This window comes from Telluria sp. ZT3P25 (assembly GCF_059685895.1).
The window spans coordinates 2,253,283-2,269,163 of the sequence record NZ_JCASIJ010000001.1; the positions used below are offsets into that span (position 1 = coordinate 2,253,283).

A 15,881-nucleotide genomic window follows, 5' to 3' on the forward strand; every position below is an offset into this window, starting at 1 on the left:
CAAACACAGCGGGGTGGCGCCAGCGCGGCGCTCGCTCTGGTCGATAGTAGCCTTGTACGAAGGAGCATGTCTACAGGTGCCGAGGCCGCTGTCCGATGTCCGTCTGGCGGCAGGCATCGTTTAATGGCGCTTCCCGCAAACGAACCACGTCATTTCGATGACTGGGAGTACGATCTGCCGATACTTTGGAAAGGAACCATGATGATCGAGAAAAACAACGCTGGTCCAGGTTCAGGCAATCAGGGCAGCATACAAGAGCAGCACGTCGAGGCGGGACGCCCGACGCACGGTGAAGATGAGGCTTCTCAATCGGACTCCTTGTCGAATCAGCCATCGGATTCGACGCCCGATGCATCGGAGCAATCGGAGCGCCAGCCCACACCGGTCCAGCAACCGGATACCCGTCTGAATGAATCGCATGAGCCTGGCTCGCTCTCCGCTGCCGAAGTCCAGGACGGCATACCTGGGCAACACGCGACCGCAGGGCGCCAAAGCGACTAGAACAATGCTAGGCGCTCAGTCACGCTGTGGCCAGGCAAGTCGGACGATGGTCAGATATTGCGCAGGATAGCGCCTTTCGGGGGCGCAAAGTCGGTTACTTCATGAATCATCCTGGCCAGCTTGGCATCGCGCGCCGTCATGTGCAGGTCGCCATACTGATGCACGCTCCATTGCTCGGGCGTGAGCTCGATCTCCTTGCGCAGGATCGTCTCGGTGCGCGCATCATCGGCACGCAAGCCCTCGACAATGATATTGAGCGCATCCGGTCGCGAACCTGGCGACGCGGTCGCATGCGACTTGTGGATCATGAACCGCGCCGTCTCGCTGGCGTAGCGGCGCGCCCCTGCCAGATAGACGACAACGGCGATCGAGGCCACCGCACCGGCGTTGTACATGACAAATTTAATGGGCGAATTGGCCATGAAGTTATACAGGCACAGCCCATCGCTGACATAGCCGCCATTGGATTGCAGCAGCACGTGGGCAGTATCGACGCCGTCTTCCGTCATGTTCGCCACCGCCTCGAACATCCGATGGACCATATCACTGTTGACATCGCCTGATAGCGTAAACCACCCCTCTTTCTCCTGCAGCGCTTTCTCTTGATTCATAGTCTGTTCCGCCTACAAAATAAGTGAGCCAAGTGTAGCAAATCCCTCCGCACGCCCTCCATCACCGACCACCAATAGTGCGAAGCAATGCTTCAATGCACTTCTACGCCAAATCACAATCAGGGTCAGAGTAGATTTAATGGGCAATTCCTCAATGTTGTCAAACAATTCGACTCTGACCCTAATTATTATTTGCTAATTTAGCGCTATCAAAATCAGCCTTTAATTCCGGTCCGCACTTAATTTTCTAAACGCATCGTTTTTATTGCCGCGAAGGTCAAAAATAATTAGGGTCGGAGTCGATTTAATGGGCAATTGTCAAAAGTTGTCAAACAATTCGACTCTGACCCTAATTGTGGGTGGGGGTGGGCGGTTGACAGTCGGCAAAGGGTGACATATCCTCCGCAGTCTTGATCGGGAGAGCGCAGCATGCTGCCGCCGAAGGGGCACTCACCCATAAACTCTCAGGCAAAAGGACCGGTCAAGGGACGGCGGCGCGACGCGCGGCGGTTCAACTCTGGAGAGCGGCCGCGGTAGCGGTCCACCGAAGGGGCAAGCGGCGCACAGCCGCTATCTCTCAGGTACCAAGGACAGAGGGGTCGACAGCGCACGACGACCGTGCTGTACCCCTATTTCTGCCTGAGGATTCCATGACGCTCAAAGCGACCCCGCTCAATTCCGCTCACCGCGCCGCCAACGCCAAGATGGTCGATTTCGGCGGCTGGGACATGCCCGTCAACTACGGTTCGCAAATCGAAGAGCACAACGCGGTGCGCAGCGACGCCGGCATGTTCGACGTGTCCCACATGTGCGTCGTCGACGTCAAGGGCGCCAACGTGCGCACGTTCCTGCGTGGCCTCCTGGCCAATAACGTCGACAAGCTGCAGGTACCGGGCAAGGCCCTGTACTCGTGCATGCTCAATCCCGAAGGCGGCGTCATTGATGACCTGATCGTCTATTTCCTGTCCGAAGAATGGTTCCGCATCGTCGTCAACGCCGGCACCGCCGAAAAAGACGTCGCGTGGATGAATCAGCAGAACACCGCCACCAACAGCGGCGTGACGATCACCGCGCGCCGCGACGGCAACGATCCGATCGCGCTGATCGCCGTGCAGGGCCCGAATGCCCGCGCCAAGGTGTGGCAGGTGCTGCCGACCACCCAGGCAGTATCCGAAAACCTCAAGCCGTTCAACGCCGTCATCGTTCCCGATACCGCGTTTGGCGAAGCAATGATCGCCCGCACCGGCTACACCGGTGAAGACGGCTTCGAGATCGGCGTGCCGGCGTCGCAAGCCGAAGCGCTGTGGAATGCCTTTGTCGCCGTCGGCATCAAGCCGGCCGGTCTCGGTGCGCGCGACACGCTGCGCCTGGAAGCCGGCATGAACCTGTACGGCCAGGACATGGACGATTCCGTGAACCCGCTCGACGCCGGCCTGGCCTGGACGATCGACCTGGTCTCGGAGCGCGACTTCATCGGCAAGGCGGCCCTGCAGGCCAAGGGCCAGGGCGCGCAGTTCGTCGGCCTGATCCTGCGCGAAAAAGGCGGCATCCTGCGCGCGCACCAGAAAGTGGTCGCGGCCTCCGGCCTGGAAGGCGAGATCACCAGCGGCACCTTCAGCCCGAGCATGCAGCAGGCGATCGCCCTGGCCCGCGTGCCGATGGACGTGGCCATCGGCGACACCGTCCACGTGATCATCCGCGACAAGCGCCTGGCTGCCAGCGTCGTCAAGCTGCCGTTCGTGCGCAACGGCAAAGTGCTGGCCGCCTGAGCGCTGCCCAGACCCCAGAACACCTATACTGCTATCCACCCAACTACCCGGAGTCCTCATGAACATCCCTACCGACCTGAAATACACCGAATCCCATGAGTGGGTTCGCCGCGAAGAAGACGGCACCCTGACCGTCGGCATTACCGAGTACGCGCAGGACGCGCTGGGCGACATCGTGTTCGTCGAACTGCCGCAGGTTGGCAAGGCCTTCACCGCCGGCAGCGACGCCGCCGTCGTGGAATCGGTGAAAGCCGCCAGCGACATCTATTCGCCAGTCGACGGTACCGTCACCGCCGTGAACCAGCCAGTGGCCGACGCGCCGGACTCGATCAACCAGGATGCCTACGGCAGCTGGCTGTTCAAGCTCGCGCCAAGCGACGCCGGCTCGTACGACAATCTGCTCGACGCTGACGCCTACGGCAAGACCACCGACCACTGATCCGCCTCCAGGTGCGCCGCCGGCCCCGCCGCGGCGCACCGCCCTGCACCACCCGCCATTCTCCTTCAACGTCGCCGCAGACTGTGTCCCCCAACATGACCCGACCAAGCCTCACCCAACTCGAAGCACGTGATTCATTCATCCCGCGCCACATCGGCCCGTCCGACGCCGACCAGGCAGCGATGCTGTCGGCCCTCGGCTACGAGACCCGCGCCGCGCTGATCGACGCCGTCGTGCCAGCCAATATCCGCCGCAAGGACAAGATCGACCTGGGCCAGTTCGCCGAGCCACGCACCGAAGAAGAAGCACTGGCCACCCTCAAGGGCCTGGCCTCGAAGAACAAGGTGCTCAAATCGCTGATCGGCCAGGGCTACTACGGCACCTTCACGCCGAAGGTCATCCTGCGCAACATCTTCGAAAACCCGGCCTGGTACACCGCCTACACGCCTTACCAGCCAGAGATTTCGCAGGGCCGCCTGGAAGCGATCCTGAACTTCCAGCAGGCCGTGACCGACCTGACTGGCATGGGCATCGCCAACTCGTCGATGCTCGACGAAGGCACCGCCGCCGCCGAAGCCATGACGCTGATCCAGCGCGTCGGCAAGTCGGCATCGAAAGTGTTCTACGTCGCAGACGACGTGCTGCCGCAGACCCGCGAAATCATCGAAACGCGCGCGCTGCCGATCGGCGTTGAAGTGCGCACCATCGCAGCGGCCGACATCGAATCGCTCGAGGAAACCTGCTTCGGCGTGCTGCTGCAATACCCGGGCGTGAATGGCGAAGTGCGCGACTACCGCGCCGCCGTCGAGAAACTGCACGCCGCCGGCAGCATGGTGATCGTGGCCGCCGACCTGCTGGCCCTGACCCTGCTGACGCCGCCGGGCGAATGGGGCGCCGACGTCGTCGTCGGTAACAGCCAGCGCTTCGGCGTGCCGCTCGGTTTCGGCGGCCCGCACGCCGGCTACCTGGCCACCCGCGACGAATTCAAGCGCAGCATGTCGGGCCGCCTGGTCGGCGTGACGATTGACGCGCAGGGCAACCAGGCCTACCGCCTGGCGCTGCAGACGCGCGAACAGCACATCCGCCGTGAAAAAGCGACGTCCAACATCTGCACCGCGCAAGTGCTGCTGGCCGTGATGGCGGGCATGTACACGGTCTACCACGGCCCGCAGGGTCTGGAGCGAATTGCCCGCCGCGTGCACCGCCAGACGGCGATCCTGGCAGCCGGCCTGCAGCAACTGGGCTTCGAGCTGGTCAACCAGACCTACTTCGACACGCTGACCGTGCGCGTCAAGGACGCCGGCGCGATCCACGCCGCAGCCACTGAGCACGGCATCAACCTGCGCCAGATCGACGCTACGCAAGTGGGCATCGCGCTGGACGAAACCGTCACCCGCGACGACCTGGCCACGCTGATGGCCATCTTCGGCGACGGCAAACCGGTTGACCTGGATGCACTGGACGCCGACGCCAGCGATGCGCTGCCAACGGCCCTGGCCCGCACCAGCGAATACCTGACTCACCCGACCTTCAACCGTTACCACGCCGAGCACGAAATGCTGCGCTACCTGCGCGCACTGGCCGACAAGGACCTGGCGCTGGACCGCACGATGATCCCGCTCGGTTCGTGCACGATGAAGCTCAATGCAACGTCCGAGATGGTGCCGGTCACCTGGCCCGAGTTCTCGAACATCCACCCGCTGGCGCCAAACGACCAGACCGTCGGCTACCGCGAAATGATCACGCAGCTCGAGGCGATGCTGTGCGCCGCCACCGGTTACGCCGCGATCTCGCTGCAGCCGAACGCCGGCTCGCAGGGCGAGTACGCCGGTTTGCTCGTGATCCAGAAGTACCACCAGGCACGTGGCGAAGGCCACCGCAATATCTGCCTGATCCCGTCGTCGGCCCACGGCACCAACCCGGCGTCGGCCAGCATGGTCGGCATGAAGGTCGTCGTCACTGCGTGCGACGAGAACGGCAACGTCGACCTGACCGACCTGAAGGCCAAGGCCGAGCAGCACAGCGCGAATCTGGCCTGCGTCATGGTCACCTACCCGTCGACCCACGGCGTGTTCGAAGAAGGCATCAAGGAACTGTGCGAGATCGTGCACCAGCACGGCGGCCAGGTGTACGTCGACGGCGCCAACATGAATGCATTGGTGGGCCTGGCCTCGCCGGGCGCGTTCGGCGGCGACGTCAGCCACCTGAACCTGCACAAGACTTTCTGCATTCCGCACGGCGGTGGCGGTCCGGGCGTCGGCCCGATCGGCGTCGGCGCGCACCTGGCGAAGTTCCTGCCAAACCAGCTCTCGACCGGCTACGTCCGTGACGAACAGGGCATCGGCGCGGTCAGCGCTGCAGCCTTCGGCTCGGCCTCGATCCTGCCGATTTCGTGGATGTACATCGCGATGATGGGCGCGGATGGCCTGACGGCAGCGACCGAAGTGGCGATCCTGAATGCCAACTACATCGCACGCCGTCTGGCGCCGCACTACCCGGTGCTGTACGCGGGCCACGACGGCCTGGTGGCGCACGAGTGCATCATCGACCTGCGTCCGCTGCAGGACAAGACCGGCATCTCGAACGAAGACGTGGCCAAGCGCCTGATGGACTTCGGTTTCCATGCGCCGACCATGAGCTTCCCGGTCCCGGGCACCCTGATGATCGAGCCGACCGAATCGGAGTCGAAAGCCGAGATCGACCGCTTCATCGAGGCGATGATCACGATCCACGCCGAGATCGTCAAGGTCGAGCGCGGCGAGTACGACCGCATGGACAATCCACTCAAGGGTGCGCCACACACGGCCGAAGTGGTCACGAGCGACGACTGGGCCCACGCCTACACGCGTGAAGTGGCGGCGTTCCCGGTCGCGAGTCTGCGCAAGAAGAAGTACTGGCCACCGGTCGGCCGTGCCGACAACGTCTACGGCGACCGCAACCTGTTCTGCGGCTGCGCGCCGATCAGCGATTACGAGTAATCACTGACCTGCCTTGGCATAGGTATCACTTGCGGCTCGATGCGAGCCGCAAGTGCGATGCCGGATGACGGCGGCGTTCCCGATTCAATCCGCGCCGTTCGCGCGTGGGTTGGCCGGGAACGCCGCTTTTTTCATTGGGTGGAACCGGTAACGCCGCCCCCGGTGCCTCCGCGCTGCCCTCGCCCTCTTCGAGCCTGAACCCAGCCACGGTGCGCGCCAGCGCAATGGCCTGCATTTGCAGCATGCGCGCGGCGCTGGCGGCTTCTTCGACCAGCGTGCAGTTCTGGCGCGTGACCTGGTCCATTTGCACGATGGCCTGACCGACACCGTCCAGCTGCCTTACCTGGCCATCACCGGCGGTCCCGAGACGGCCGACGATGTCTTCCACATCGCGCACCGAACTGGCGATGCGCTGCATGCTGCTACCGGCCTGCAGCGCCCACTGCGTGCCCCCGTCGATCTGCGCCACCGACTGCGCCACCACGGCGCGGATCTCGCGACTGGCCCCGGCCACCCGCCGCGCCAGCGCCCGCACCTCGGTCGCCACTGCCCCCAGCTCAACAGCGCCCATCGGCGCACGCGAGGCGTCCAGCGCCGCATTCAGGATCAGCGTACCCGTCTCGCTCGCAGCCCGTTCCAGATCATCGACGATTGCCACCACCTGCTGGGCGCTGCAGCGGTTCGACTCGAGCATCGTCAACAGGTGCAGGGCGACACCGTCGCCGTCCTGCGCGACGTCGCCGGCGCCCGCAGCCAGAAGATTGGCGGCGCGCGCATCATCGGCGCCGTGGCGCACGTCGGCTACCAGCACCTGCAGCGCATGTTCGGTCTCGGCCAGCGCACTGGCGCGATAGATCGCGCGGCTGCCCAGACTCAGGCTACCGAGCTTGATGTCGCGCGACGCCGCGCCGATCGTGCGCGCTGCGTCCACGACCGTGCGCAGCATGCCGTTCAGATTGCGGATGCTCGCATCGAGCAGGCGCGAGGTGTCGGCGATTTCGTCGCTGCCATAATCGCGCTGCTGGACCGTGAAGTTGCCGCTGGCCAGGCTGCTGGCGGCCAGGCCGATGCCGCGGATCTCGCCCAGCAGGATACGGCGCACGGCGAACGTGATCGCCAGCGACAGCGCAATTGCCAGCACCAGCAAGGCCGGCATCAGGATCGAGATCAAGCGAAAGTCTGCCTTGGCGCTGCTGGCGGCCTGGCGCGACAAGGCGTTTTCGAGCGCGCCCAGGTCGGCCAGGCGCTGCTCCACCAGCGCGAACGCGGCTTCGGCCTTCTGCATCGCGTTGGCGCTGATCGAACCGTCCAGCGGCGCCAGCTCGATTACATCCTGCACTGCGCGCGCATAGCGGCGCTGCGCTTGCGTGGCCTGCTCGACGTGGCGCCGCTCGGCGCCGGACAGCTGGCCTGCCGACAGCGTCGCCAGGCCAGCGGCGATGCGTGCGTGCTGCGCCAGGATGTCGCGCCGCAGCGGTTCGGTGCGCACCAAGGGAAAGCTGCCGCCCATCCAGCTCAGGTAGCGGTAGATGTCGGCATGCGCCTTGTGCGATTGTGTGCCCAGGCCAGCGGCGGCGCGCATGCTGGCGGCGCGCTGGCCGACGATCGATTCAAGCGAGTCGTTCTGGCGCGCCAGCGCGACATAGGCCGCGCACGCCAGCACCAGCAGCAGCACGAGGACGGTGCCAGGCGCCAGCAGCAGTTTGGGCCCGATACGCAAGCGGCTCAGCATGACGCCCCCGACGGCAGTGCGGCTGAATGCACGGAATGTGGCAGTCGTATCATGGCATCCTCACTCAAGTTTTCTCAGCACCATTTCCCCAGTGCATTCACGAATGTACGTCGCGTACTGCGCACTTCGTTTGTGATGGCGCAAATGCCACCGGGCCACGGGGCACGTTGCAACACCCTCTGCCGTGGGCAATGTCCGCGCAATTGCCGCGCAGATACACCTTGCGGTCAGGGGCACGCTACACTACGGGTATGAGAATGTTCGTTGTCCAGCCGCGCCACCTGCTGTTGCCGGTTCTGTTCGTGCTGTCGCTGCTGCTGCACCTGCTGGCGATCGTATGGCTCGATCCGCGGCCGACACCGCGCATTGCTGCAACAGGGCCGCTGACCGTGACACTCGCCCGCGCCGGCGTGGCCACCGCAGCGACCGCAGCGTTGCCCGTCGCCGCGCCGCCCATGCAGGCGCCCGAGGCGATACCCGCAACCCCTGCCCCCGCGCCATCGGATCCCCCCGCAAGCGAAGAGGCTTCCACCGCAGCGGCTGCCGCTGCCCCGGCACCATCGGCCGCCAGCGCGACACCGCCGCAACAAGACATCGGCCCGCCCCAGCGGCCAAGCCAGTACCGCACCGCGTCGCACGACACGCTACGCATCGATTACTGCGTCAACGGGATCGATGGCGGCAGCGCGCATCTGGCGTGGGAAACCGACGGTAGCAGCTACCGCCTGGAGCTCGTCGGGATACTGGGCGACTTCGTCAGCGAAGGTGGACTGGACGACGCCGGCATCTCGCCGCGCACAACGAGCGAGCGCATGGGAACAGGCCGGGCGACCACGATCTTCGACCGCGCACGGGGCCAGATCGTCGATGGCGTCACCAAGCGCAGCGCGCAACTGGTGCCCGGCAGCCAGGATGACGCATCGGTGCTGCTGCAATTGAGTGGTATTGGCCAGGCCGACCCCGATCAGCTGCGCAGCAGGCTGGCGTTCTGGATCGGCGGCGTGAATGGGGCGCGGATGGTGTATTTCGATAATGCCGGACCGGAACGTCTGGACACGGCCATTGGCACGCTCGACACGGTGCGTCTGGTGCGGCTGACCGACGACGGCGCGCCGCAGCTGGAAGTGTGGCTGGCGCCGGCCAAAGCCTGGCTACCGGTGCAGCTACGCCTGACCGGCCCGGACGGCGCAGTACGCACCCAAACCGTCTGCGCACAGACGAATTAACCGCAGCCCGGACAACGTAGCGTGGACGGCTGCGCCGTCCACGCGTTCAACCAACCGCGCCGAGCCGTGACGTCAAGCCAGCTTGACCGCGTGCTCGCGCGTCGCGTGGAAGGTCAGCTTCGGCCACCGTTCCTGCGTCAGGCGCAAATTCACGCCGGACGTGGCCAGGTACGCCATATTGCCGGCTGCATCGTAAGCGACGTTGTGACCGAGCGAGGCCTCGAAGTCGGCCAGGTTCTTCTTGTCTTCGCTCGACACCCAGCGCGCGCTGCTGATGCTGGCGCTTTCAAACACGGCGTCGACGCCGTACTCGTTGAGCAGGCGGCTGGCAACGACTTCGAACTGCAGCACGCCGACCGCGCCCAGGATCAGTTCGCCACCCAGCACCGGCTTGAACACCTGCACCGCGCCCTCTTCGCCCAGCTGCTGCAGCCCCTTGTGCAACTGCTTCATCTTCAGCGGATTACGGATGCGCACGGAGCGGAACAGCTCCGGTGCGAAGTACGGAATGCCGGTGAAGCTGAGCATCTCGCCTTCGGTGAAGCTGTCGCCGATCTGCATATTGCCGTGGTTCGGCAAGCCGATGATGTCGCCGGCAAACGCCTCTTCGACCTGTTCGCGGCTTGACGCCATGAAGGTCACCACCGACGACAGCTTGACGTCACGGCCCAGACGCAGATGCTTGACCTTCATGCCCTTTTCGAAACGCCCCGAGCACACGCGCAGGAACGCGATGCGGTCACGGTGCGCCGGGTCCATATTGGCCTGGATCTTGAAGACGAAGCCGGAGAACGGTTGCTCGTCCGGCTTGACGGCGCGCACCGTGGCATCGCGCTCGCGTGGCGACGGCGCCCAGTCGACCAGCGCCGACAGGATCTCGCGCACGCCGAAGTTGTTGATGGCCGAGCCGAAGAACACCGGCGTCTGCACGCCCGACAGGAAGCGCTCGAGGTCGAACTCGTGCGAGGCGCCGTGCACCAGCTCGACTTCCATCTTGAGCTGCTCGATCTCGAGCGGGAACATCTGGGCCAGGCGCGGATTGTCGATGCCCTTGACGATCTCGAAGGCGCCGTCGGCTTTTTCTTCGCCCGCCTTGAACAGCATGATCTCGTCCTTCAGCAGGTGGTACACACCGCGGAAGTTCTTGCCCATGCCGATTGGCCAGGTCACGGGCGCGCATTCGATCTTGAGCACCGATTCGACTTCGTCGAGCAGTTCGAGCGGATCGCGTGTTTCGCGGTCCATCTTGTTCATGAACGTGACGATCGGCGTGGCGCGCATGCGGCACACCTCGAGCAGCTTGATGGTCTGCGATTCGACGCCCTTGGCCGCATCGATCACCATCAGCGCCGAGTCGACCGCCGTCAGCACGCGGTAGGTGTCTTCCGAGAAGTCCTGGTGGCCCGGGGTGTCGAGCAGGTTGATGACGTGGTCGCGGTAATCGAACTGCATCACCGACGAGGCCACGGAAATGCCGCGCTGCTTTTCAATGTCCATCCAGTCGGACGTCGCATGGCGGCCACTCTTGCGGCCCTTGACGGTACCGGCCAGCTGGATCGCGCCCGAGAACAGCAGCAGCTTTTCGGTCAGCGTCGTTTTACCGGCGTCGGGGTGGGAAATGATGCCGAAGGTGCGGCGGCGCGCGACTTCACGCGCGATCGTGCCGGCCTGGCGGGTGGCGGCGACTTCAAGGTCGGTGCCTGCGCCGGACAGATCGTCGGCGCTGGAAATATCGGTGTCGTTGGCCATAATCGAGCCCAGTTGTGGACCTGTGACGGCCCGTGTCGGAAAACCCTCGATTTTACCGTCTCGGGCACGCGCCGTGTGAACAGAATACGGCGCGCGCCCGGGCAGGCGCAACGTGCGGCGTCAGTCGCGCACGCGGCGCCAGCCGGTGCGGCGGGCATCCTGGCTGGTGGCCGACGTCACCTCGGACGTGATGGTGTCGCCCTTGGCGGTGGTGGTGACCATCTTCAGCGCGCCCGACGGCAGGCGCACGATGATGAAGCCCACTGCCGCCGCATCGCCCGACAGCAGCGAGCCGGCAATGTCACCGGTCTCGGCGCCGGTACCAGTACCGTTACCGGTGCCGGCACCCGCAGCATTGCCGGACACCGCGCGGCCGGTGCAGACATCCAGATGGTAGGCGTAGCTCGAGCCGCCCACGTTGCAGGCCGTCGACGACTGCGGCAGGTTCGTCACCACCGACAAGGTGCCCGCGACGATCTTCGGATCGAGGTTGACCCGCTCGCCCTTGTTGATGTCGAAGTCGATGAACCAGCCCGACTTCGCACCCAGATTGACCGTCGCGCCGCCGACGGTGAAGCGGTTCGAGCGCGCCACCGATGGCGTTGCCGCGTTGTACGGCACGGTCTCGGTGAACTGGCGTTCCGAGAACGTGTCGGTGGCGCGCCATTTGGCATCGGCCACCGGCGTGCCGGTATCGGCCAGCACGTACACGCTCTGCTCGCTGACATCCTTGATGTCGATGTAGTCGAGCATGCGGCCGGTGCCGAAGGTCACGACGCGCCGCGTTGGCGACGCATCGGCCCCCTGCCCGGTCGTATTGACCTGGCACAGCGCCACGTCGGGCCGCGACGTGATCGGCTGGCCGGCGCCGGCACTGCCCATGCGCAGCCGCGCCACCTTGGCGCCGGTGAAATCGAAGCGCCACATCTGGCCGAAGTTGTCGCCCCCGTACAGATACGTCACCAGCGGATCGGTGTTGGGATTGGCGGTGATCGCCGTGATCTTGGCCAGGCCGGACGGATCGGCCACACCGCTGCCCGAGCCGATACCGCCCGATCCGGTCGTCAACAGGCCCGTCTCGGCGTGGCTGATGTCCCGGTCGCCCAGGTTCAGCACCTGCTGGCCGGTGGCGACATCGACCACGAACAGGATCCCCTTGCCGCTGCCGCCGGCCACGCCGTCCGCATCGGGAATATTGTTGTAGCCCGAGGTCAGGAAGGTCACCCAGCGCTGCTTGTCGTTGCCGTTGGCATCCTTGCCGTCCTTGATCGTGCCGAACTGCGGATTGCCGAACGTGAAGCCCATCTCGGGCTGGTGCAGCGGGCCGGCGCAGACGGTGGCATCGGCGCAGACTTCCCACAGCGGCGCCGGTGCATCGGGATCGGTGACGTCCAGTGCGTAGTAGCCCCGGCCGCCGGCATTCAGGCCCGCGACCAGGATCGTGCGCCAGGTGCCGTTGATCTGCACGTCCGCCAGCTCGGGTGAGCCATCGACCGTGAACTGGTGCTCGGTCGCATAACCCACGCTGGCCTGGCGGTACAGCTTCTTCATCGTGATGCGCGGCATGTAGGCCCACATCTCGGTGCCCTTGACGGCATCGAACGCATGCAGCATGCCGTCATTGGCCGCGATGAACACGGTCGGCTTGCGCCCGGCCTGGGCCGTCTTGTAGGCGTCGTAGCCTTCGGCTACGTAGCTCTTGCGCGCGCCGCGCAGATAGGCCGGCTTGGACGAGGCAATGTCGCCCAGCACCACCGGTTGCGCCGGCTTGTCCGGTTCGACCTCGGTCTCACTCGGGGCCGAATAGCCGCGCAGGATCACGTTGTTCGCGTATTGCTGGTGGCCGCGCAGCCAGTTGACGATGGTTTCGCCATTGTTGACGATCGCCTGGTTTGTGCTGTTCAGGTTGGCGCATTGCGACATCAGCGAGCACTTGTTGGCGAACCAGGCGCGGTCGGCGCCCATGTCCGCGTACACCAGATCCTTGCGCGCTCCACTGGCAGGATCGCGGTACCAGATCGTGCGCGTGTCACTGGCCGCGCCCACTTGCTGGCCCACGGTCCAGGACGAGCTCCAGATCACTTTTTTCACGACTTCGCCGGTGACCGGGTCGAGCACCCGCTTGGCCAGGTTGCCGGTCCACTTCACCGTGGTGAACGTCGACGAGAAGATGTCGGCGTCGTCCTGCGTGATGTTTGGCGTCGAGGTGGCTGCCGAAGCAGCGGCGCCGGTCGCCTGACGAATGTCGTTGAGCGCTTCGTTCAGCCCTTCGACCACCTGCTTCGGATCGGACGCAGCAAAGTACTTGCCGCCGCCATTAATCGCCGCGTGCCACAGGTCGTCCACCCGCGACTGGTACGTGTCCGACAGCGCCACCTTGTCGACCACCGGGTCGGGCCAGCGATACACACCGTCAGTCGTCCACGGGCAGCCGGTGCGCACCTTGTCGATGATGTTGTCGAGGTCGCCGCCCGGTTCACGCGCGGTATCGTACTTCGGTTCGTACGTCATGACGCCGTCCACGCCCAGCCCCAGACCGTAGGTGCGCATGTGCAGGCGCTTGTTACGGGTGCCGGCCACGACCCCGACGTCGCCCTCCAGTTCGGGGCGCAGCGAATTGTCCTTGGGGGCCGGGGCGATCGTGTTGCGACCGCCGTTGTACCAGTACAGAGCGACGTCGGCCAGCGACGGCTTGGCTTGCGCGCTGGTGTCGACGCAGCCGGTGTCTTCGGTACAGAAGCGCGCCGGGTCGTCCTTGTTGTCGTTGTTGACGACGTCGGTGACGCTGCCGCCGTTCCAGTAGCCGTCGGTCGTGACGAACGTGAAGTTCTGCTGGCAGGGAAATTCGATCACTTCGGCGCCCTGCGCCTGCTTGAAGATCCCCTTGTTGGCGAACATATTGCCCATTTCGTTCAGCGCCAGCCTCACCGGCGTGCCGCCGGCACTGTTCATTTCATACAGCGCCTTGTACCAGGCGGTGCGATCGCCCCCGGTGAACGACTTCGGATACAGGATCTGGTCGTTACCCATGTATTCGGTCTGGTTGGCGGCGCGCTGCAGACCCACGAGGCCCACCTTGTAATCCTTGTCCAGTGGCTGGAAGGCATGGCCCACGGCCGTCTTCATCATCTGGTTGCGCGACTTGTAGTAGGCATACCAGTTGGCGAAGTTGGTCATTTCTTCGTCGTAGGTGCAGGAGGTCTCGGCCCGGCAATCGGTCCGTGCCTCGGTGCGAGGATAGGCATCGCGCGTGGCCACGATGTCGGTGCGGGTAAACACCCCGGTATCGACGCCGGACACCGACGTCGGCACCTGGTCGGTCACGGCCGCTGTGGCGGTGAACGCAAGCGAAGCGCGGTTGTTGATCGCGCCAATGGTGGCAGCCGTTCCTTTGGCCGACAGCGGACCCACCAGGCACAGTGCCGTCGACGGCGCCGCCGCGCACTGCGGCGTGATGCCGTTGCCGCCGACGTACGCCTTGACGGTGCCGCCAGTGCCGATTTCGGTGACGAGCTGCGTGACGATCTGCGCGGCCGAGCCCCTGCGCGTCAGCTGGATGCCGCGACTGAACCAGGTCTGGTTGGCAAAACTCAGATTGGTCAGCACGCTGCGCGTGCCGTCGCCGGCGGTGCCGCTGAACTGCAGCAGCGCCGTGACGCGGGCACCCGATTCGACGATCAGTTCTTCGGCCGTGCGGCTTCCTTCCCTGATGACCTGGCAGCCGTTCTTGTCGGACGTGCGCGGGCAGGCGATGGGAAACACGGCCAGCATGTTTGCCGCCGGGAGCGTGATGCCAACGTCGGAACAGGCACGCACCGTGCCTGACGCAGCCAGCAAGCAGGCATCGAACGGCCGTGCCAGTCCCATCTTTGCATTGATCGACTTGGCCAGCGCGACCGCCAGCGCAATCTGCTCGGCGGCCGTGTTGGTGCCGCCCGTCACGGTCATGGCGCCGTTGGTGATTTCCTGCAGACCGGCCACGCTCGCCGACGTGACCTTGGTCAGCGTCAGCGTGCTGTCGGACCCGGAATTGTTGATGGTGATCGTGCTGTACCAGTTGACCGGGCGGTTCGGGTCGCCAAAGCGCGGGTATTTGTAGGTGCCCACGTACTTGGCCTGGCAGTTGGTCAGGCTCGTGCTGTCGCACCAGCGCACCGGCGCTGGCTTGCTGTAGGTCGTGTTGGGCGCGACGGCGTTCACGGCGGTCGATACGCAGCTCTGGAGCTTGCTGTCCCTGCAGTATTCGTTGACGTTCAGCCGGTAGTAATAGGCGTTGCCGGTCACGGGGTTCGGGCTGGTGTAGGTGCGGTTCGGATACGTGTAGCCGATCACGTTGCGGCGGCATTCGCCGGTACTGTCACACCATTCCAGATCGGGAAAGCCCGTCACCAGATTGGTCTTTTGCGAGGATGCGCCGGCCAGGTCCCGGTACTCGAGGCTGAAGCCGTCGGTGGTCACGTTGGTCCAGGCGCTCGTCGTGGCCCGGTTCTGCTCCGGGTACGAGGTCTGGTCGGCCTTCACCGGCGGCTTGTAGCGCATGTCCGGGTTGTAGTACTGGCGGTTGAATTGCGGCGTGTGATACGGCACGTCGCCGACCGCGCATTCGCGCAGGCCAAGGGCCAGCGTGCTGCTGGCGCGGCAGGTCGTGTTGTCGTTGACGTAGTCGGGCGTGTACGTGTACGCCATCGAGCCGGAATCGTCGTACAGCAGCATCAGGTTCGGCTTGACCGTCCCGCTGCCGGTCAGGCTCATCAATGGCATGGACGCCAGCGAGGTCGGCCCCGCCAGTGCCGGCGTGGCGCCCAGACCGAGGGACAGGGCCAGCAGCGCCAGGATGGTAGTAAGAGTGTGTTTCATGCGATATCCATTCGAACGG

General features: G+C 64.8%; 9 protein-coding genes and 2 riboswitches. Of the genes, 5 read left to right on the plus strand and 4 right to left on the minus strand.

Translation table 11 applies throughout. The features are described from left to right. The first annotated feature begins 198 nt into the window (after nt 1-198). On the plus strand, nt 199-501 hold the full coding sequence (locus AC56LY_RS10070) for a hypothetical protein (RefSeq protein ID WP_499578873.1): 303 nt from the start codon (nt 199-201) through the stop codon (nt 499-501). Between the two features lie 50 nt (nt 502-551). Here AC56LY_RS10070 and AC56LY_RS10075 read toward each other — a convergent pair whose 3' ends face one another. Next, nucleotides 552-1,112 carry an ATP-dependent Clp protease proteolytic subunit gene (locus tag AC56LY_RS10075; protein WP_499578876.1) on the minus strand — a complete coding sequence of 187 codons (561 nt, stop codon included), beginning with the start codon at nt 1,110-1,112 and terminating at the stop codon, nt 552-554. Nucleotides 1,113-1,517: 405 nt separating this feature from the next. Beyond that, a riboswitch (glycine riboswitch) is annotated at nt 1,518-1,602 on the plus strand. Between the two features lie 17 nt (nt 1,603-1,619). Continuing rightward, nucleotides 1,620-1,716: riboswitch (glycine riboswitch) on the plus strand. A 46-nt stretch (nt 1,717-1,762) separates the two neighbouring features. Between AC56LY_RS10075 and gcvT the strand changes: the two genes are divergently transcribed. From gcvT to gcvP, 3 genes are all read left to right on the plus strand, one after another. Beyond that, complete coding sequence (gcvT, locus tag AC56LY_RS10080) at nt 1,763-2,881, plus strand: glycine cleavage system aminomethyltransferase GcvT (RefSeq protein WP_499578880.1); 1,119 nt, start codon at nt 1,763-1,765, stop codon at nt 2,879-2,881. A gap of 58 nt (nt 2,882-2,939) precedes the next feature. Further along, on the plus strand, nt 2,940-3,320 hold the full coding sequence (gene gcvH, locus AC56LY_RS10085; protein WP_499578883.1) for a glycine cleavage system protein GcvH: 381 nt from the start codon (nt 2,940-2,942) through the stop codon (nt 3,318-3,320). 95 nt (nt 3,321-3,415) lie between these two features. After that, on the plus strand, nt 3,416-6,298 hold the full coding sequence (gene gcvP, locus AC56LY_RS10090) for an aminomethyl-transferring glycine dehydrogenase (RefSeq protein ID WP_499578887.1): 2,883 nt from the start codon (nt 3,416-3,418) through the stop codon (nt 6,296-6,298). A 25-nt stretch (nt 6,299-6,323) separates the two neighbouring features. On the opposite strand, the gene AC56LY_RS10095 is transcribed toward gcvP, so the two are convergent. Beyond that, a complete protein-coding gene (locus AC56LY_RS10095) occupies nt 6,324-8,030 on the minus strand; it encodes a methyl-accepting chemotaxis protein (RefSeq protein ID WP_499578891.1) in 1,707 nt (568 codons plus the stop codon). Between the two features lie 257 nt (nt 8,031-8,287). Between AC56LY_RS10095 and AC56LY_RS10100 the strand changes: the two genes are divergently transcribed. Further along, nucleotides 8,288-9,256, plus strand: coding sequence for a DUF3108 domain-containing protein (locus tag AC56LY_RS10100; protein ID WP_499578894.1), 969 nt, complete (start codon nt 8,288-8,290; stop codon nt 9,254-9,256). 72 nt (nt 9,257-9,328) lie between these two features. Here the strand turns inward: AC56LY_RS10100 and AC56LY_RS10105 are convergent, their stop codons facing one another. After that, nucleotides 9,329-11,005, minus strand: a complete 1,677-nt coding sequence (locus AC56LY_RS10105) for a peptide chain release factor 3 (RefSeq protein WP_499578898.1) — start codon at nt 11,003-11,005, stop codon at nt 9,329-9,331. 120 nt (nt 11,006-11,125) lie between these two features. Then, entirely contained in the window at nt 11,126-15,862 is a 4,737-nt protein-coding gene (locus AC56LY_RS10110; protein ID WP_499578902.1) for a pilus assembly protein, read from the minus strand. Nucleotides 15,863-15,881 lie beyond the last annotated feature (19 nt).